This window comes from Brachybacterium sp. P6-10-X1, assembly GCF_001969445.1.
Taxonomy (GTDB): Bacteria; Actinomycetota; Actinomycetes; order Actinomycetales; family Dermabacteraceae; genus Brachybacterium.
This window is the reverse complement of sequence record NZ_CP017297.1, coordinates 547,765-565,289: the sequence shown is the minus strand read 5'-3', so window position 1 is coordinate 565,289 and position 17,525 is coordinate 547,765. Positions and strand designations below refer to the sequence as shown.

Annotated in this window: 18 protein-coding genes and 3 pseudogenes; 11 read left to right on the top strand and 10 right to left on the bottom strand. The window is 66.1% G+C overall.

Going from position 1 to position 17,525, the window contains the following annotated elements:
- Nucleotides 1-133: 133 nt before the first annotated feature.
- Together BH708_RS20595 and BH708_RS02500 are read right to left on the bottom strand one after the other, a co-directional pair.
- The gene (locus BH708_RS20595; protein WP_371330003.1) at nucleotides 134-316 is read right to left on the bottom strand and encodes a DUF4383 domain-containing protein; all 183 of its coding nucleotides are present in this window, start codon (nucleotides 314-316) and stop codon (nucleotides 134-136) included.
- Nucleotides 313-1,151, bottom strand: a pseudogene (locus BH708_RS02500) (NAD-dependent epimerase/dehydratase family protein). Before BH708_RS02500 ends, BH708_RS20595 begins: the two are co-directional and overlap by 4 nt.
- Here BH708_RS02500 and BH708_RS20210 point away from each other — a divergent pair.
- Nucleotides 1,077-1,286, top strand: a pseudogene (locus tag BH708_RS20210) (hypothetical protein); the annotation flags it as partial. The pseudogenes BH708_RS02500 and BH708_RS20210 overlap by 75 nt on opposite strands.
- A 115-nt stretch (nucleotides 1,287-1,401) precedes the next feature.
- On the opposite strand, the gene istB reads toward BH708_RS20210, so the two are convergent.
- The 5 genes from istB to BH708_RS02470 are packed head-to-tail and all read right to left on the bottom strand — an operon-like array spanning nucleotide 1,402 to nucleotide 6,893.
- A complete protein-coding gene (istB, locus tag BH708_RS02490) occupies nucleotides 1,402-2,160 on the bottom strand; it encodes an IS21-like element helper ATPase IstB (protein WP_216639522.1) in 759 nt (252 codons plus the stop codon).
- A 17-nt stretch (nucleotides 2,161-2,177) separates the two neighbouring features.
- Nucleotides 2,178-3,821 carry an IS21 family transposase gene (gene istA, locus BH708_RS02485; protein ID WP_076806349.1) on the bottom strand — a complete coding sequence of 548 codons (1,644 nt, stop codon included), beginning with the start codon at nucleotides 3,819-3,821 and terminating at the stop codon, nucleotides 2,178-2,180.
- Between the two features lie 56 nt (nucleotides 3,822-3,877).
- Nucleotides 3,878-4,489: an NADPH-dependent FMN reductase gene (locus BH708_RS02480; protein WP_076806347.1), complete on the bottom strand. Its 612-nt coding sequence runs from the start codon at nucleotides 4,487-4,489 to the stop codon at nucleotides 3,878-3,880.
- Nucleotides 4,486-5,406 carry a zinc-binding dehydrogenase gene (locus tag BH708_RS02475; protein ID WP_216639493.1) on the bottom strand — a complete coding sequence of 307 codons (921 nt, stop codon included), beginning with the start codon at nucleotides 5,404-5,406 and terminating at the stop codon, nucleotides 4,486-4,488. The genes BH708_RS02480 and BH708_RS02475 overlap by 4 nt, the downstream gene beginning before the upstream one ends.
- Before the next feature lie 26 nt (nucleotides 5,407-5,432).
- The gene (locus BH708_RS02470; protein ID WP_076806343.1) at nucleotides 5,433-6,893 is read right to left on the bottom strand and encodes a DHA2 family efflux MFS transporter permease subunit; all 1,461 of its coding nucleotides are present in this window, start codon (nucleotides 6,891-6,893) and stop codon (nucleotides 5,433-5,435) included.
- A 54-nt stretch (nucleotides 6,894-6,947) separates the two neighbouring features.
- Between BH708_RS02470 and BH708_RS02465 the strand changes: the two genes are divergently transcribed.
- Together BH708_RS02465 and BH708_RS02460 are read left to right on the top strand one after the other, a co-directional pair.
- A complete protein-coding gene (locus BH708_RS02465) occupies nucleotides 6,948-7,445 on the top strand; it encodes a MarR family winged helix-turn-helix transcriptional regulator (RefSeq protein ID WP_083713221.1) in 498 nt (165 codons plus the stop codon).
- 43 nt (nucleotides 7,446-7,488) lie between these two features.
- Nucleotides 7,489-8,293: pseudogene (locus BH708_RS02460) on the top strand (SDR family oxidoreductase).
- A gap of 175 nt (nucleotides 8,294-8,468) precedes the next feature.
- Here the strand turns inward: BH708_RS02460 and BH708_RS20490 are convergent.
- On the bottom strand, nucleotides 8,469-9,137 hold the full coding sequence (locus BH708_RS20490; RefSeq protein WP_083713220.1) for a PGPGW domain-containing protein: 669 nt from the start codon (nucleotides 9,135-9,137) through the stop codon (nucleotides 8,469-8,471).
- 73 nt (nucleotides 9,138-9,210) lie between these two features.
- Here BH708_RS20490 and BH708_RS02450 point away from each other — a divergent pair, with 73 nt between their 5' ends.
- Nucleotides 9,211-9,969, top strand: coding sequence for a GAF and ANTAR domain-containing protein (locus tag BH708_RS02450; RefSeq protein WP_253705441.1), 759 nt, complete (start codon nucleotides 9,211-9,213; stop codon nucleotides 9,967-9,969).
- A 38-nt stretch (nucleotides 9,970-10,007) separates the two neighbouring features.
- Here the strand turns inward: BH708_RS02450 and BH708_RS02445 are convergent, their stop codons facing one another.
- The gene (locus BH708_RS02445; RefSeq protein ID WP_076806341.1) at nucleotides 10,008-10,436 is read right to left on the bottom strand and encodes a hypothetical protein; all 429 of its coding nucleotides are present in this window, start codon (nucleotides 10,434-10,436) and stop codon (nucleotides 10,008-10,010) included.
- A gap of 113 nt (nucleotides 10,437-10,549) precedes the next feature.
- On the opposite strand from BH708_RS02445, the gene BH708_RS02440 reads away from it, so the two are divergent.
- From BH708_RS02440 to BH708_RS02410, 7 genes are all read left to right on the top strand, one after another.
- Nucleotides 10,550-10,945: a hypothetical protein gene (locus BH708_RS02440; RefSeq protein ID WP_172805728.1), complete on the top strand. Its 396-nt coding sequence runs from the start codon at nucleotides 10,550-10,552 to the stop codon at nucleotides 10,943-10,945.
- The gene (locus BH708_RS02435) at nucleotides 10,942-11,679 is read left to right on the top strand and encodes a TetR/AcrR family transcriptional regulator (protein WP_076806336.1); all 738 of its coding nucleotides are present in this window, start codon (nucleotides 10,942-10,944) and stop codon (nucleotides 11,677-11,679) included. The genes BH708_RS02440 and BH708_RS02435 overlap by 4 nt, the downstream gene beginning before the upstream one ends.
- Nucleotides 11,680-11,697: 18 nt before the next feature.
- Nucleotides 11,698-12,534 carry a GAF and ANTAR domain-containing protein gene (locus tag BH708_RS02430; RefSeq protein ID WP_083713218.1) on the top strand — a complete coding sequence of 279 codons (837 nt, stop codon included), beginning with the start codon at nucleotides 11,698-11,700 and terminating at the stop codon, nucleotides 12,532-12,534.
- The gene (locus BH708_RS02425) at nucleotides 12,531-13,244 is read left to right on the top strand and encodes a GAF and ANTAR domain-containing protein (RefSeq protein ID WP_076806333.1); all 714 of its coding nucleotides are present in this window, start codon (nucleotides 12,531-12,533) and stop codon (nucleotides 13,242-13,244) included. Before BH708_RS02430 ends, BH708_RS02425 begins: the two co-directional genes overlap by 4 nt.
- 886 nt (nucleotides 13,245-14,130) lie before the next feature.
- Entirely contained in the window at nucleotides 14,131-14,595 is a 465-nt protein-coding gene (locus BH708_RS20590; RefSeq protein WP_083713217.1) for a glycosyltransferase, read from the top strand.
- Complete coding sequence (locus tag BH708_RS02415) at nucleotides 14,595-15,251, top strand: hypothetical protein (RefSeq protein WP_083713215.1); 657 nt, start codon at nucleotides 14,595-14,597, stop codon at nucleotides 15,249-15,251. Before BH708_RS20590 ends, BH708_RS02415 begins: the two co-directional genes overlap by 1 nt.
- A gap of 538 nt (nucleotides 15,252-15,789) precedes the next feature.
- Nucleotides 15,790-16,602, top strand: a complete 813-nt coding sequence (locus BH708_RS02410; RefSeq protein WP_076806330.1) for an SRPBCC domain-containing protein — start codon at nucleotides 15,790-15,792, stop codon at nucleotides 16,600-16,602.
- 245 nt (nucleotides 16,603-16,847) lie between these two features.
- Here the strand turns inward: BH708_RS02410 and BH708_RS19675 are convergent, their stop codons facing one another.
- Complete coding sequence (locus BH708_RS19675) at nucleotides 16,848-17,480, bottom strand: hypothetical protein (protein ID WP_076806328.1); 633 nt, start codon at nucleotides 17,478-17,480, stop codon at nucleotides 16,848-16,850.
- Nucleotides 17,481-17,525: the final 45 nt, after the last annotated feature.

The following is a 17,525-nucleotide window of genomic DNA, read 5'->3' as shown; positions in this document are numbered from 1 at the left end:
CCTCGTCGTTCAAGCAGGACATCGTAGACGAGGAGTTGATAGCACGCCCACTTGCGGGCAGGGAATCTACCTGGGGAAAACGAGAGTCAGCGACGATCGACCGGCGGCGGACGCCGGTCTGCGCAGCGGCCACCTACGTGAGAAGGAAAAATGGTCCGATCATGCTCACGCCGGGTACGACGTGCAGCCAGTCGTCAGCACTGTTCAGCCGAACGCAGCTCGCCATCGACTCCTTGTCGAAGACCAGACGGTAGAGCCACAGCACCAAGTGGGTACCTCCGCCACCTAGCTCGTCGACCCTCGCGTGGCCGCTCAGCGCCAGCTGTGCTGCTGGTCGAAGCCCAAAACGGTGCGCGCCTTCTCGATTGACAGCAGGGGGCCGTTGCCCCTATGTCGCCATTGACTGGGACGCCCGGAGATGCACTCGGCGACGAGCTCGGTGTTGTCGCGGGACATGACTGTGTCGGCAGCGGGGACGATGAAGAGGTCGAAGCCCGTGGCCCGGTGCGCGAGCGCGAGCCGCTCGGCCTCAGCCCCGTCGCGGCCGTCGGTATAGCCCCACAGGTTCCACTTGCGCAGCGTCGCATCGGCGTCGAACGAGCCGAACGTCTCGTAGTCCGCCTCGTCCATCACGTTCGAGAAGCGCAGCGCGATAATCTTCAGCCCGGGATGCCAGCGCGTGAGCTCGATCGCCATCTGCTCCTCGAGGTGCTTGGAGAGGGAGTACGTCGACTCGGGACGCGCCGCGTACTCCTCGTCGACCGGGATATAGGGCGGCGGGGTGTCGAACGGCAGTCCGAGGACTGTTTCGCTCGAGGCCGTGACGATGTTCGTGATGCTGGCCTTGATCGCGGCGGTGAACACGTTGTACGTGCTGATGAGATTGTTCTGGAACGTCGCGGTGTTGGTCGCGAGGCCAGGGGCCGGGATCGCGCTGAGGTGGACGACCGCGTCGAAACCGTCGGGTGTCTGTTCGTCGATGCCCGTGAGCTCATCGAGCACCTGGCCGGCGTCGCGCAGATCGATGCGCTCGAAGCCCGCTCCCCGGCCCCTGCCTGGTCGAGGTTGATCACCAGGTGACCTGGGCCCCGGGTAGCGGCCGCGCCCGCGAGAGATCCACCCGAGACGGAGAGGCATCCTTCCCGGCCCAGGACCAGCAACCGCCCGGTCTGACGGCGCCGATGGACCCCGAGCCCGACCACGGTGAGCACACCTATGTGGGCCACAGCCGGCTCGACGGTCTGGCAGCCCTGATCACCGGCGGCGATTCAGGGATCGGGCGGGCTGGCTTCGCCGGTCTCGTCCGACACCGCTTGTCGGTGAGTTCTGACACCGCTGGGGCGGATTCGTGCTGGTGATATAGGTTTGGGTCGACACCACGTCCCGCGCTTGGGCAGCCAGTCAGGTCGTCCGCTGCTTGGTGGCTTGGGCCAGGCGGTACGAGTCGGTGCCGGTCTCGAGGATGGTGCCGCCGAAGGTGAGCCGGTCGACGATGGCGGCACATAGCCGAGGATCGGTGAAGGTCTTGGTCCAGCCGCCGAAGGACTCGTTCGAGGCGATCGCGACCGAGGCCTTCTCCTCGCGCTCGGTGAGGACCTGGAAGAGCAGTTCCGCGCCGCGGCGGTCGAGTTGCATGTAGCCGAGTTCGTCGATGCACAGCAGGTCGACGCGGCCGTAGCGGGCGATGGTCTTCGCCAGCGTCATCTCGTCGGCGGCCTCGACGAGCTCGTTGGCGAGCTGGGTGGCCAGGGTGTACTTCACCCGGTAACCGGCCATGGCGGCCTCGGTGCCGAGTGCGATGAGCAGATGAGACTTGCCGGTGCCGGAGTCCCCGATCAGGCAGAGCGGCTGTCCCTTCTGGACCCAATCGCACTTCGCGAGCGTGTGGATCACGGCGGGGTCGATGTTGGGATTGGCGTCGAAGTCGAAAGCTCGTAGCGACTTCTCGCGGGGGAACTTGGCCGCCTTGACCCGGCGCTCGGACCGGCGTCGGGCGCGGTCGTCGCACTCGGCGAGCAGTAGTTCGGCGAGGAACCCGCGGTAGGACATCTGCTCCCGGCTGGCCCGGTCGGCGTACTCGGTGAAGGAGTTGCGGATGGTGGGCATCCTCAGCATCCTGCACGCCTGGTCGATCGCGGCGTCGGCTGCTTCCTCGGTCATTCCACGGCGCTTGGTGGTCACGGTGCGGCTCCTTCGTTCGGGTTCTCGCGGCGGCTGGGCAGCAGCTGGTCGTACTGGTCCACGGTCGGTAGCGGACGATCGTCAGCGGGTAGGTGGGCACGGAGCCGGTGCTCGGTCAGCGACCTGACTGCGGGGGCCTCCTGCGACGCCAAAGGCTCGCCGCTGATCTCGATGACGGCGTCTTCCGTCGAGTCGTCGTGTTTGCGTGCTTCAAGTGCGACGGCGTCGGCGGTGAGCGCGCCAGCTTGCAGCGCCGCGGCAAGGCCTGCGACGACCTGATCGTGTCGCAGATGACGGTGCAGCATCAGCACCTCGATCAGCGCGCGCGTTCCCTCGGCATCACCGTGCGCCTTACAGGCTGCGGCCCACCAGGTGTCGTGGACTGGAGTGAACCGGCCCGCGGCCCGCGCTTGTTCCAGCGCGGTCGCGCCGGGCAGTGCACCGGGCTTGCGGAGCAGGACTTCGAGGTAGTGGTCGAGATCGACACCTGTGCCGCCCTTGGTCATCAGCCGTTCGTGGCGTGCGATCTCGGCCTTGCCGTCGAACACGACCAGGTCGCTGGCGTGAAGCAGGACCCGGACCTGGCGTCCGACGTACTTCACGGGGACGGAGTAGGTGTTCATCCGGACTGTGATCTGGGCGTAGCGGTCGACGCGCGGGGTGAACCAGCGGCCGGTCTCGAATGCCTCGTCGGGGAGGGACTGCAGGAGGGGTTGCTCGGTGGCGAAGTGTTCGGCGACGGTGTGGGCACGGGTGCCGATGCGGCGTTGTTCGTCCTCGATGTCCCAGGTGTCGACCATCGCGTTCAGCACGGTGATCGAGTCAACCTCGGGGATGGGGACGAGGTGGTTGCGGCGGAACCATCCGATCTGGCCCTCGACGCCGCCCTTCTCGTGAGCGCCTTGGATGCCGGGCTGGCAGTAGAAGGCCTCGATGCCGTAGTGGGACCGGAATGCGGTCCATCGGTCGGTCTCGGCGCGCTGGCGGGAGAAGCCGACGACTGATGCGACGGCGGCCTTGAGGTTGTCGTAGCGGATTTTGCCGGTCGGTACGCCGCCCAGCACGTTGAAAGCGTGCGCGTGGCCTTCGAAGAAGGCCTCCTGCCCGGCCGAGGCACTGATCCGGTGGACGGCCTTGCCGGAGTAGGAGAGCCGAAGGCAGAACATCGTGCACGTGACGAGTTGCCCGCGCAGTCGGATGGTCACATCGCCGAAGTCGACCTCTGCCTCGCGGCCGGGAAGATGCTCCTGAGGGACGTACGCGTCCGCCGGCTCGCGTCCGGCCTCGATGCGGATCTCACGGCGGCGGGTCGCGACGTAGTCCCGGACCATGCCATACGACACAGTCTCGCTGGCGTGGTGCTCGTCCAAGAGTCGGTCAAAGATCCTCTTGGCCGTGTGGCGCTGCTTGCGCGGGGCGTCCAGATCGTCGCGCAGCCATCCGTCGATGATCCCCTTGTACGGGTCCAGACGCGAGCCCCGCTTCGGGAGCGGCTTGCGCGGCTCAGGCCACGCCGACGCAAATGCGGCCGAGACCGTGCGGTACCCGACGCCGTGCTTGCGCTGAAGAGCACGGTTGGACATGCCGGTCCTCGCGTCGCGGCGGATCGCGGCGTAGAGGTCAACACGTCGACCGGTCATCTTCGGTCCTTCACCGTGGCAGCTACGTCCATCACGACTCCCAGCGGTTGGCCGATTTACTGGTGGGGGTAGGGCCGCGCTGCTCTTGCGTTTGCTAGCGCAGTAGCCCACCACGTCATTTCGTTGAGAAGGCGCTCGGCCGCGTCGCTGGCCGCTACCGGGTGAGGTGGAAGGCCAGTCTCAGCGAATGCGCCGTGGGGGTTGTGGAAACTGACTGTCTCCCGCAACGTCGCGGCGCGGAGTTCGGCAAAGACCAGGCGTAGGTGTTCGATGGAACGCAGGCCCCCAGATACGCCGCCGTAGCCGACGAACCCGATGGGCCTGCCGGCCCACTCGGTGTGGAAGTGGTCAATGAAGTTCTTCAGGGTGCCGGGGTAGCTGTGGTTGTACTCGGGGGTGACGATCACGATCCCGTCGGCGGCCTCGATCTCAGCGGCGGCATCCCTGAGTTGCGTGCTGGTTCCGATGTGCGCGGGGATGTCGAGTTCGGTGAGGTCAATGTGATGAGTGGTGAAGACCGGGTGTGCCTCGACGTGCTTAAGGAGCCAATCGGCAACCTGGTGGCCGAATCGCTGGGGTCGCGTGCTGGCGGTGATCACGAGCATTCGGAGCACGGCTGCCGTCTGGGACGAGGCGTCGGAGGTCGTCTTCGTGGTCGTTGTTGTCATGGGAGAAGGAGCGTCTTTCCGATCGTGTGGCGGTGTTCGATGGCGGCGTGAGCGTCGGCAGCCTGGTCGAGGGGGAAGGTCTGTCCGACGGTCGGGCGGATGACGCCGTGGGCGGCGAGGTCGAGCGCGCGTTCGGTGAGGTCGAACATGCCCGTCGCCCCGATGGCTGAGAGGCCGATTAGCGTGACTCCGCGTGCGGCTGCTGCGTTCTCGTCGATCGTGCCCCAGCTCCCTCCGGCCGCGCCGTGGGACAGGTAGCGGCCTCCTCGTCGGACGAGGGGAAACAGGGCGTTGGTGGTGTCCGCACCGACGCCATCGAAGGCGACCCTGACTCCGTCGCCGGCAGATTCCTGGATGCGGGTGGGCCAGTCCGCGTCGCGGTAGTTCACGGTCACGTCAGCGCCGAGGGCACGAGCGTGGTCAAGCTTGGTGCGGCTTCCTGCGAGGGCGATCACGCGCGCGCCGGAGGACTTGGCGAGTTGGACGAGGATGCTCCCCACGCCGCCGGCCGCGGCGGTCACGACCACGGTCTCGTCCGACTCGATACTGGCGGCCTGGTGCAGACCCACGGCGGTGCGGCCGTCGGCAAGCAATGCGGTCGCCTCACGCAGACTCAGCCTGTCGGGCACCCGGTGCAGATCGTGCGTGGACGCGATGGCGAGGCTGGCGTAGCCACAGCTGCCTCCTGTGGTGGTGACGACACGGGTGCCGATGCATGTGGGGTCCACGTCTGGGCCGACCTGGTCGACGGTGCCGCCGACGCCGTTGCCGAGGATGACGGGAAACGTCACAGGCGGCGCAACCGGACTGCCTGCACGGATCAGGGTGTCGACGAAGGTGATCGCGGCGACCTCGACGTTCACACGAACTTGCCCGGCGTCGGGATCGGGGTCCAGCAGGGTGACCGGGTGCAGCACCTGTGGGGCTCCGGGGTGGTCGGCGACTACTGCTCGCATGTGGCGGTCCTCGATTCGGGTGTCGTGCGGTCAATGGAGGGCGGCGTTGGTGGTGTGTTGGGTAGGAAGAACACCAGGAAGAGCACGATGGCAAGGAGGCCTAGTGTCCAGGCGAAGGTGAAGGCGAACGCTTCGTACACGGCGCGCTGTCCGGCCGTTGCGTCGAGCGAGGCGAGCTGCTGGTGGAGGATGCTCGCCACGACGACTGTGCCGAAGGATGCGCCGACACGCTGGACGATGTTGAGCAGGCTCGTTGCCCGAGGTATTGCCGTGGGCTGGACATCGCGGTAGCTCGTCGCCGAGACCGCAACCCCGACCGCACCGAGCCCGGCCCCCAACGACACCAACCCGACGGAGAGCACGAACAGGGATGCGTCGCTTGCGATGACAAACACGGTGACGCCAGCAGCGGCCAGGATCGTCCCGGCGAGTGCCACGACTCGTGGGCCGATGCGATCTGCTGATCGTCCCGCCACCCAGAGCCCGGCCATCAGCCCGAGACCTTGGGGAGCCAGCAGCAGTCCGACCTCGGAGACCGGGATGCCGCGGGCCTGTTGGTAGAATAGAGGCAGGAGCAGCATCGGGCCGTACAGGCAAGCTCCAGACAGCAGCATCAGCAGGGCGGCGACGCGGAACGACCGAAACCCCAACAGTTTGAGATCGATGATCGCTCGGTCGCCGCGGCTCTTGGCGTGCAGGACGAAGCCCGCGAGCAGCACCACCCCGACGACCAGCAGTCCCGCCGGACCCGCAGACGCGCTCGACACCCCCTCGATCATCGACAAGCCGGCCAAGATCGTGACGATCGCCGGGATCATCAGCAATGCACCGGTCCACTCCAGCCCTGCCGGACCTCGATGGTCTCTCACGTGCAGGTGACGGTGCGCCAACACGATCGCGAGCAGGCAGATGGGGATGTTGATCCAGAAGATCCACCGCCAGCCGAGGGAGCCGAGGATCAATCCACCCAGCACGGGGCCGAGGATCGGCGCGAGCTGCCCGGGGATGCCGATCGTCCCCATGACCCTGCCCATCCGTTGCGGTCCGGCAGCACCGGCAAGGACGGCCTGGACCATGGGAAGGATGAGGCCACCCCCTAGGCCCTGCACCACCCGAGCGGCAATCAGGCTCTCGATGGACCAGGCGAGCCCGCACAGCAGCGAGCCGAGCAGGAACAGAGTCAGCGTCGCCAGCCAGACTTGCCGGGCACCCCAGCGGTCGGTCAGCCAGCCCATCATCGGGATCGCCGCTGCCATCGCGAGCAGGTAGCCGGTAGTAGTCCACTGCGCCGTCTGGACCGTCGTGCCGAATGCCTGAGTCAGGTCGTCGATCGCGATGGCCACGATCGTCGTGTCCAGCAGTGCGACGGACGCGCCAACTAGCAACACACCCATGAGACGCCAAAGGTCTCGGTCCAGGCGTCCGGCGACCGCAGGGGTTGTTGGCATGCCAACAGAATAGCAAATTGCTGGCCTGCCAACAATCCCGCTATCCTGTGACTTGTGACTGGCTTGCCGGACGACCCCACGACGGAGACCCGACCGCACGTCGGCACCAGCATCGAAGGCGCCCCTATCGGGTCGCTGCTTCTTCAGGTCATCCGTGCCCACGCACGGGTAGGCACCGAGCTCCTCAACGAAGCAGGAGTCGCGTCGCCGCACGAGATCGTGCTGCTATACCTCGACGCCCACGGCCCCTTACCCCAGACGGACCTCGTCCACTACATGGGCCGCGATCGCTCCACCGTCACGGCCACGCTCCAGGCGATGGAGCGAGCCGGGCTCGTCACCCGGGCCTCGTCCCCGTCTGACAAGCGCGCCATGATCGTTCAACTCTCCCGGAAGGGACGCGCCGCCGTCCCGCGCGCGCAGGCAGCATGGCACGAACTCGAACGCCGCACCACGAGCGCTCTCACGCCAAAGCAGCAGGCCGACTTGATGAGCGCGCTCTCAGCAATTCGCGACGCACTCAACGACCCCACAAAACAGAACCGTCGCTGAGCGTCACCGGCGCCATCCGCCACCTGGATCGAAGTCCTCACGGGTGGTGTCGAAACTGATCGACAACACCACAGGGAGTAAACGGAGTGGTGCCGAGACTCACCGACATCTGCTGTCGGTTGAGACCGACGGAGCCAGGCGGGCTGTCGCCATCGCCTATGCCCGAGAGGGGGCCGACGTCGCGATCTCCTACCTGCCCGAAGAGCAGCTCGACGCCGAGGAGACCGCATCGTGGGGCGAGGAAGCGGGTCGCGACCCCATGTTGCTACCCGGCGACATCCAGGACCAGCAGCACACCCGCTCGCTGGTGCGACGAACGGTCGAGACCTTCGGGCGACTCGACGTGTTGGTCAACCACGCCGCCTTCCAGTGGGGGCGAGCCGAGCCTCAGGGCCTGGCAGGCATCGACCCGCAGTGACTGCACCGCACGCTGACCACGAACCTGGAGGCGATATTCTGGATCAGCCAGGAAGCCCTGGAGCATCTCCGCCCCGGATCCTCGTCCATCAACTGCTCCTCGATCCAGTCCTACGACCCATCGGTGATCCTGATGGACTAAGCGGCCACGAAGTCCGCCATCAACAACGTCACGGTCAACCTCGCCTCGGACCTGGGCCCGAAAGGCATCTGCGTCAACGCCGTCGCCCCCCGGGCCGATCTGGACACCGCTGAACGGGGCGACCCGCACCAGCGAGGATTACGTGGCCTTCGGCGGCAATACGCCGCTGGGACGCGCCGGCCAGCCCGCCGAGTGCGCACCCGCCTTCGTGTTCCTGGCCAGCCCAGCCGAAGCGAGCTACGTGTCCGGAGCGGTGCTCGGGGTGACCGGCGGCCAGCCCGTCTTCTGAGCCCTGATGTACCGTGTCAGAGACGTTCCGCGCTTGAAGCATCCCGGGTCTGGTAGAGGCTCTGAGCCGACGTCGGCGGCGGGCGCAGGCAGGTGCGGGCGAGCGTTGAGGTCTTCGAGGCCCTGGGATGGTCCGTGAGGACGTGACTCATTCCAGCGCAGGCTGAGCTGCGTTCTCACGTGCACTGGTCATCGTCGGCCCCGGTCGCTTCCGCCTCGGGGTCGGAGGCATTGCGGAACCTGCGGTAGCTGTAGACCAGAATCGCCAGCGCGACGAGGCCGGAGAAGATGAGTGTCGCGCCGGTGCCCCACCCTCCCAGGAGCCACCAGCCCTGGGGCAGGGGCCACCAGTTCGGTGCGGCCGGGCGGACGCCCCACACGATCCCTGCCCCGATCAGCGCGCTGATGCCGAGCAGGCTCGCCAGGATCCGTGGCGTCGTCTGCACGCTGTTGGCGGCGGACTTGAACGCGGCGCGCTTGAGCGGCTGCACTCGGCGCCTGGCCCACTGGTACTGCTGGGACAGCAGGACCATGCCGGCGAACAGCGCCAGCAGGCCCGGGCCGGGAAGGACCAGCGCCGTCAGCCCGAACACGACCAGCACCCACCCGAGGGCGACCTTGGCGATGCGTGTGCTGGGTCCCGCTGCGATAGCGTTCCTCGTTCGTCGTCTCAAGTCACTGCGCCCGGGCAGTGCATGGCGCTGACTGTACTCGGGGTGCCTGTCGGGCCCCGCGTGGGGGCAAGAGGCAGCGCAACCGGAGGACAAGAGCTCGGGACGAGGCAGCTGGAGGCGGGGTCGCGCCCTGGCCTGGCCCCGCGCGGCCGTAACGAAGGCTTGTGTCATATCATGGCAGCACCGCTCAGGGGCGCCGGGAAACAATGACGTCCTGGTCAGCGAGCAGGAGGAGGAAAGTGACATGCAGGCTCGGAGCGAGGCCGGCCACGAGCAACGGTCGACACACAATGAGGGTCAGTGGTCTGGTCAGGACGAACTGGCTATTGCGCTGGCTGATCTGGCGCGTGAGCTGCAGCAGCAGGATCCAGAAGACACGTTGGAGGCGATGGTTCGCTCGGCAGTGGAGATGATCCCGGGGGTCGAGGAAGGGTCGATCAGCATCGTGCTGGGGCGAAAGACGGTCACCGCGCAGGTTCCCACCAGTGAGCTGCCCAGCAGAGTCGACGCGATCCAGACGGAAGAGGGCGAGGGGCCGTGTCTGTCTGCTGTCTACGAGCACACGACGGTTCGGATCCCCGACCTGGAGACCGAGCAACGGTGGCCGGCGTTCGTGCGGCGGGCCATGGCCGAGACCGACGTGCGCGGCATGCTGGCCTTCCAGCTGTTCGTCGAGGACGAGAACCTCGGAGCGCTGAACCTGTTCTCCCGACGCCCCCATGTCTTCGACGATGAGTCCGAGCACGTGGGCCTGCTGGTGGCGGCGCATGCGGCCGTGGCGTTCGCGGATTCGCGACGCAACGCCCAGCTCGAAGAGGCCATCGCCAGCCGCGACGCCATCGGTCAGGCCAAAGGCATCCTCATGGAGCGCTACAAGATCACCCCGCAGCAGGCGTTCTTCCTGTTGACCGAGGCCAGCAACCGGACCAACACCCAGCTGGCGAAGGTGGCCGATCATCTCGTGACCAGTGGTGAGCTGCGCACCGGTCCGAACCGGGGATAAGCGGCCACGGTCAGTCACAGCCACCCACCGCATGAGTGCTACTTCTTTCGTCCTCGCCGGCGAGACCGGGAAGAGGCACCGGCTGTGCGCCGGGCTTGTTCCAGCGTCCGCTGTGCGCGCGCCAGAGGGGTCTGCGACGCGGCGGCCCGTCGTCGCTGAAGGACGACGACAACGACGACCGTCGCTGCGATCGCCACGACGACGGCCCCCGAACCGGACAGCACACTGGCCTTCGGCCGACCCGCCTCGTCGGTGGCGAACTCCTTGACGCGAGCGACCGCGTCATCGCCGCGTTCACGAGCAACCGCCAGCTGCTCCGCGGCGCGACCCGCGGACTCCTCGACGCTCTGCTGTGCGCGTTCTGTACCGTCTCGCTGCTGCGACGACGCCTCATCGCTGTCGCCGAGCTCCTTGCCGGCCTGCTCGATGTTCTCTTCCGACGGCTCCGGGTTGGCGGATGTGCTCATGACCCTGCTCCTTCCGTGTAGGCCTCATCGTGGTTTCGGCTACGGGCAAGGCTATAGTGACCTGCCTCTCACTGGCCAGGGTAGCGCTGCACAGGTCTTCACTATTGGCCCTGGTGCCCACTCTGGTATCCTGTGTGCTGGTCGAGGAAACGGCTCCGACACTTCGTGGATGCGAGAGCCTTCCCATGCCTCACTCATTTTCCGTCACCGTTCGCGCGACCATCGACCGCGGTGCTATCGAGCTGGTCGTGACCGGTTGTCTCACCGAGGACACCCAGCAGGAACTCTTCCCCCTCATCCGCAGGGCGCGCATGCTGGGGCCGGTCACTCCCGTCACTGTCGACCTCACCACCGCGGACCACATCGACTCGACAGCGCTCGTCCATCTACGCGCATCGATCGATCATGACGACCCAGATCGTGAGCGCGACCGGATCCAGTTCCTCCTACCAGGCATCCTGCCGGCCTGTGCGAAGGCCAGCGATCTCGTCACGGGAGGAACACGATGACGATGCAGGCCCCCTCCCCGCAGCTTTTGTCACCGAACCTCGAGAGCGAGAGCTGGCTCCGGGCCATCCCCCGGCAGCCCGGGCTGGCTCCCGCCGAGGCGGCTCCCCCGGGACACGAAGCTCGCACGCGTCGCGAGAGAATCGTCGATGGAGCGGCCGAGATGTTCGCTGATCATGGCTACTCCGGGACGAGCCTGCGTGCGCTCTCGCGGCATGTGGGCATCTCTCACCCGGGATTGCTGCACCATTTCGCCTCCAAGGCTGACCTGCTCGATGCAGTCGTCGACCGTCTGGAGGCGCACGCGCAGCAGGCGCTGGAGCGCATGGACGAGTTCTGCTGCGACCCCGGCGCGCTGCTGGAGGGGCTGGCCCGGGTATGGGACCCCACCTTCGGGTCCCTGCAGCTCCTCGCAACGCTCGATGCCGAATCCGTCAGCACCCAGCACCCGGCCCGGTATCGCATGGCCCGGCTACGCAAAGTGCACGAACACGTCCTCGAGCACTGCTTCAGCCGTCTTGCCGATCGTGGCTGGCTCCGCGACGGCATCGACCCCGCCTTCGCCGCCCGCGCCATGTTGGCCTTGGTCCTCACGCACGCTGTGCGAGAGAGGACAGTGCGCCCCCTGCAAGGCGGCACCCACGATGACTCTTCGATGACCGACCTTCAAAGACTCGCGCAAGCCTTCCTGGCACACCCCAGCACGACACCTGCCCCCCGGCATTCAGCTGGGTAAGGCGGATAGGCTGACGCAATGCTGGCAGATACCCCGGGCCCCTCGGGTCCCGATCCCGTGGAGGGAGAGTCGGCGTCCCGGAGATTGGCCGGGCTGATAGAACAGCGTCCCGATGCGGACGGCCATGGGGTAGTGGAGTGGCTGAACCGACTATGCGGGGCTCTTGCCGACGAGATCGACGTCGCCGTGGTCACCGTGGTGCTCGGAGCGCCCGGCGAGAGTTCCGCAGTCCTCGCCGCGAACACCCCATCGCATGCGCGTCACGCCGAGACCGAGTTCGATGTCGGCGAAGGCCCCGCGCAGCAGGCCTGGACGCGTCGACGCCCGGTCCTCGTCTCCGAGCTGGACGGTCCGGACGGCAACGCCTGGCCCGGCTACACGATGACCGCGGTCGCCGCGGGAGTGCGTGCCGCCTATGCCTTTCCCCTGCAGATGGGAGCCGCCCGCGTCGGGGTGCTCGCCATCTACCACGATGAGGCCCGTGGACTGACCGAGTCGGACCTGAACACCTGCCTGAGCATGGCAGAACTCGCCACGCAGAGATTGATCGACGCCAGCGGCCCTCCTGCTGGCCAGGAGATCGGCACCGTACCGGAGATCGATCCGTCTCTCGGGTGGCCCCTGCATGTCCGCGACGAGGTTTACCAGGCGCAGGGCATCATCGCCGTCAGGCTCAGGGTCACGCTGACCGAGGCTCTCGCTCGGATACGAGGGCACGCCTTCACCGCGGGGCGTGACCTGATCGACGTCGCTGCCGACATCGTTCACGCTGGTTTAGCACTGAACGACGTTGCGCACGACACTCCCGGCGCCCCTGCGGATGATCCCGACGAAAGGAACGAGGGACTCTCATGATCTCCATGGAGAAGCTGGCCGACGTGCTCGTGGACGTCACCGATACCATGGTCGAGGATTTCGACACCATCGACTTCCTGCACACCCTGGCCCAGCACGCGGCCGCGGTCAGCGGAGCCGATGCCGTCGGCCCCATGCTGGCTGATCACCACGGTCGCCTGCAGTTCATCGCGGCCTCCAACGACGCCGGGAAGCTGCTCGAACTCTTCCAGCTTGAGGCGGAGGAAGGTCCCTGCGTCGACTGCTACTTCAGTGCAGAACCGGTGGTGAACGCGGACCTCGCGACGGCCAGCGAGAAGTGGCCACGATTCGCCCCCCGAGCGATCGACGCCGGCTTCGAGTCCGTGCACGCCTTCCCGATGCGTCTGCGAGATTCCGTGATCGGTGCTTTGAACCTGTTCGGCCGGCCGCAGACGAACTTCACCGACGACGAGAGTCGGATCGTGCAGGCCCTGGCCGACATCGCCACGATCTCCATCCTTCAAGAACGCAACCTCACCCGCGTCGAAGCCCTCACCGAGCAGCTGCAAGGCGCACTGAACAGCAGGATCATCGTCGAACAGGCAAAGGGCGCCCTTGCCCAGATGGAAGGGATCACCCCCGCCCAGGCGCTGGATCAGCTGCGCTTCCAGGCCCGCTCCTCGAGTCGACGACTCACCGACGTCGCCACCGAGGTACTCGAGCAGGCCGGCCTACCCCCCCCCTCCTGACGGCGATCACCACCGCGAGCCAGTCGCTCTGGTCCCGCACGCACGTTGGAGGGAGACAACGGTCAGCCGAGCGGCTGCCTCGACGCTGCACGGCCCGCAGAGGCGGACATCGGGCCCGAGCGGCTCGGAGAGGTAGCGACGCTGACGAACATCGATGATCTCATCGCTGCCGAACGCCTCGACCAGCAGGCGGCTCACGCGCGACTGGTGCTCCAGGCAAGAAATCATGACGGGATCCTGCACGGACTGATCGGCCCAGACGAGGTAGAACTGTCCGTGTCATCAGGCTCTCCATCCCCGGTCAGTTGGTCATCTTCCCGGTCCTCCCGTAGGGTCGGGTGCACGGTTCAGTAGGGTGCCGCCTCTTCGAGTGCGTAAAAGGCTGCTGCTATGAACCACAAACTCTCTGTTGCTCTCCGATGGGGCGCCGCCGAATCCGGGATCCAGCTCCTGGTCACCGGGTGCCTCACCGCGGAGACTCAACGGCTAATGCACCCACTGATCCGGCGGCTGAGCAGGTCACATCCTGATTCGCGAGTCACCGTCGACCTGACAGACGCCGATCATATCGAGACGGCCGGGTACGACCTTCGGAGCCAGGTACTTGTGGATCGGCATGGCGCGACGAAGGCACCGACGCTCTCCTGCTTCCAGACGTGATCCCGACGTGCCCGTCCCGACGGCATCTCGCACCCGGGCCGGTGATGGCGTGAACGACAGGCCGCCAACGCGACGGTGAAGAAGTTCTGACTGAGGAGACACGGGTCTGTTCGCGACGCGGAGACCGATCTCTGCTGTAGTACCTTTCGACGTGTCGGGTAGGTACTCCAGTAGCGCGTCCACCGCTGAGGGAGGATGCTTGGAGTGATACGAAAAGGGGGTCTCGATGACGAAAGGCCAAGGGTCAGCCCCCGTCGGAGCGGTCACCGCCACCACCGCTGACATCGTGCCTGTTGCGGGTGCACCCGCCGCCGCGGGGCGGACGGCCGCTCAGCCTCTGGTCTCCTTCGTCATTCCTTGCTTCAACTCAGCGGCCTATGTGGATCGCGCAGTGGCGCCGCTGCTTGCGGCCAACGAACGTATCGAGATCGTGCTGGTCAATGATGGCTCCACCGATGACACCCCCGCCCTGTTGGATCATTACGCGCGGTGGCACCCGGATCGGGTGATCTCGGTACACCGCGACAACGGCGGCCATGGTGCCGCAATGGGTACCGGCATCACAACCACGCCACCGGCATCTACGTCAAGATCCTCGACAGCGATGACTGGACCGACCCGGCCGCTTTGGGCAGTTACCTGCAGTATCTGCGGCGATGGGTCGAAGCCGGTGACGGCCCAGACGTGGTAGTGACCAACTACGTCTACGAGAAGGAGAGTCACAGCAGCCACGGTGTGCGCTACAGGTCGTTGATCCCCGAGGGGCGCATCTGCACGTGGCGGGACCTGCGCCGCCCGCGCGTCGGGCGCTACTTGCTGATGCACGCGCTGACCTACCGCGCCGATGTTCTACGCCGCAGCAACGTTTCCTTCCCGATGCACACGTTCTATGTCGACAACCTGTTCGCAGCGATTCCGATGCGTCAGGTCCGCACTCTCGCCTATCTTGACGTCGACCTGTACCGGTACTTCATCGGCCGTGCCGATCAGTCCGTGCAGGAGCCCGTGATGATCTCCCGGCTGGAGCAGCAGTTGCGCGTGAACCGCCTGCTGGTCGAAGCGATCCGCAGCGACGAGATCACCGACGCCCGCCACCGCCGCTACCTCCTGCACTACTCCACCATCGTGTGCAGCATCTCCCTCACGCTGACCGCGCTGGCCGACACCGAGCAGGCCCGCTGCGAACGCAAGGCACTGCTGCGATACATCAAGGCCACCGATCTACCCGCCTACAAAGCCTTCCGACGCTCTGCCCCGGGTTTGCTACTGAGCATCACTGGCCGCGGCGGAGAGAAGATGGTGCGATTCTCCTACCGCCTGCTTCGCCGCCATGTCGGCTTCAACTGAGCAACCGGGCCCGCCCCAGTGGCGACTCGCTGAAGAACTTGAGGTAGGGGGCATATCCCGCGGGCTCACCCTGCTTCGTTCTCGACGAGTCGGGCGAAGACCACGGTGTTGTCTAGGTGCCCCGTCGAAGAACCCCGCCACTTAGTAGAGAACGGAGAGTTGCCCAGGCGCTCACAGAGCGTCCGCTGTGTTCCTTTGGTGTATAACCAGTGCGTCAGATGTGTCGCCAAGGTGCTCGAAAGGACCTGTGAATTTCTCCGCTGAATGGCGGGGTTCTTCGGACGCTTCGTGGCTGCGTCGCCGACGAGCAACGGTCAGCCAGCCTACGGTCCCGCAAGGGGATCCCCTACGGAGACAGATGCGTGGCAGGGTCTTTCTCGAGACGGACACTACAACAAGTTGAGCCGCTGAGCCTCGGCGGGAGGCGTGAAGTGGAGACCGGAACCGTTGACGTTGTGCGACCCACGGCTTGACATGCACCCGTTTGGCTGCTTATCTAGTCATGCAACTGTATGGCCGCGTGAAAGGTACGGGTGAGGTGGACAAGGTCTTCAAAGCGTTGGCCGACGCCAGCCGACGCCGACTCCTCGACGGCTTGAACGCCCGCAACGGTCAGAGCCTGCGCGAGCTGTGCGCAGGACTGGACATGGCCCGGCAGTCGGTCAGCAAGCATCTGGTGGTGCTGGAGACGGCCAACCTCGTGACCACGATCTGGCGCGGTCGGGAGAAGTTGCACTATCTCAATGCCGAACCGATCAATGCCATCACCGAGCGCTGGATCAGTCAATACGACCGGGAACGAGTGCACGCACTCGTTGACCTCAAAACCGCATTGGAGCAGACCCCCATGAGCAATACCGACGCATTCGTCTACACGACCTACATTCACACCACGCCGAACAAGCTCTGGCAAGCGCTAACTGACCCGACATTTACCAGCCGTTACTGGGGCGTGACCTTCGAGACCGATTGGCTCCCGGGGTCGACCGTGATTTGGCACGAAAATGGACACCGAATCGCAGACGCGGAGCAAGTCGTCCTCGAAGCCGATCCAGAGCGCCGACTGTCCTACACCTGGCACACACCCACGCCCGAATGGGCGCAGGCTGCTGGAATCAGCAACGAACTGCTCACAAACCTGCGCAACGAGCATCGGTCAAAGGTAACCTTCGAAATTGAACCTCTCGGCGACATGGTCAAACTGACCGTAATCCACGACGATTTCGACCCCGACAGCACCATGCGAGAAATGGTCGGTCAAGGATGGCCGGCTCTGCTGTCCAGCCTTAAGACGCTACTGGAGACAGGCGAAACACTGCCCGAACCGGAGACAGCCGAACGGGCCGACTGACACGCTGCGCGGCGTCCGTAGGCGCAGCGGCAAGCGGACCCACTCGGCGCCGGTTGAGGGCGTCTCACAAGCGGGTTCACCGTCCCGTAAGAGGAACCTCCACCGGGACGGCGAGAGCGACTCGGTCCAGTACTCGAACCGGACTCGCCCCGCTGGTATCCAGGAAGGTGAAGCCCGTCGGGGTTCGATGTCGTGCATCGCCCCTCCGCCTCCGGTCGCGGGTGTTCACCGGGCGTCGATGCAGGTCACCACGCCGGCGGTCGGCGGATGCTGGGCGGTATGCGCCGCACCCCGATGCCGCGGAGGTAGGCGTCGCGGGCCGCCTCGTCGGGGTCTTCGAAGGATTCCTTGACCCGATCCTCGGCCGCACCGTCGTCGCGGGAGAAGTCGCGCACCAGCGTCCGGATCTCCGTGGCCGCATCGTCCGACTCGAACGGAACCTCGAGCGTGGCGTCGTCGCTGCAGCCGGGATAGCTGTCCTCGAAGTCGTAGGTGAATGTGGCCTTGCCGGTTCTCAGGTCGAAGGTGGCCTGGTCCAGCGTGCCGTCGTTCTGCTCGCGGTTCATCAGGTACTCGACGTGGATGCGGTCGGGGCCGTCGGGGCGCAGGTAGTACTCGCGGGCCCCGTCGTCGGCGGCGACCTCGAGTACCCCTGCGTAGCCGTCGCGCTCTTCGTCGATCTCGGGGCAGATGTCCGCGATGGCCCGGCCGGACCGGCCCTGGGCCCGCATGCCCTCGACCGGGTCGCTGCCCGTAGCAGGCGGCGCGATCGTCACCTCGGCTTCGCCGCGCGGGGTGGACCCGAACTCGCCTCGATTGCCCTGCTCGCCGGTGTCGCGCTTGCGCGTGATCGTCCCGTTCGTTCCGGTGGTGTTCATGGTGCCCGCCCTTCCTCGGTGACCGGATACGGCTCTCACTCGGCA

Bases quoted from the DNA above. Each gene is read 5' to 3' on its own strand.
- istB (WP_216639522.1), bottom strand. From the start codon at position 2,160: ATGACCGAGGAAGCAGCCGACGCCGCGATCGACCAGGCGTGCAGGATG.
- istA (WP_076806349.1), bottom strand. From the start codon at position 3,821: ATGACCGGTCGACGTGTTGACCTCTACGCCGCGATCCGCCGCGACGCG.
- BH708_RS02480 (WP_076806347.1), bottom strand. From the start codon at position 4,489: ATGACAACAACGACCACGAAGACGACCTCCGACGCCTCGTCCCAGACG.
- BH708_RS02470 (WP_076806343.1), bottom strand. From the start codon at position 6,893: ATGCCAACAACCCCTGCGGTCGCCGGACGCCTGGACCGAGACCTTTGG.
- BH708_RS20490 (WP_083713220.1), bottom strand. From the start codon at position 9,137: ATGACACAAGCCTTCGTTACGGCCGCGCGGGGCCAGGCCAGGGCGCGA.
- BH708_RS02450 (WP_253705441.1), top strand. From the start codon at position 9,211: ATGCAGGCTCGGAGCGAGGCCGGCCACGAGCAACGGTCGACACACAAT.
- BH708_RS02445 (WP_076806341.1), bottom strand. From the start codon at position 10,436: ATGAGCACATCCGCCAACCCGGAGCCGTCGGAAGAGAACATCGAGCAG.
- BH708_RS02435 (WP_076806336.1), top strand. From the start codon at position 10,942: ATGACGATGCAGGCCCCCTCCCCGCAGCTTTTGTCACCGAACCTCGAG.
- BH708_RS02430 (WP_083713218.1), top strand. From the start codon at position 11,698: ATGCTGGCAGATACCCCGGGCCCCTCGGGTCCCGATCCCGTGGAGGGA.
- BH708_RS02425 (WP_076806333.1), top strand. From the start codon at position 12,531: ATGATCTCCATGGAGAAGCTGGCCGACGTGCTCGTGGACGTCACCGAT.
- BH708_RS20590 (WP_083713217.1), top strand. From the start codon at position 14,131: ATGACGAAAGGCCAAGGGTCAGCCCCCGTCGGAGCGGTCACCGCCACC.
- BH708_RS19675 (WP_076806328.1), bottom strand. From the start codon at position 17,480: ATGAACACCACCGGAACGAACGGGACGATCACGCGCAAGCGCGACACC.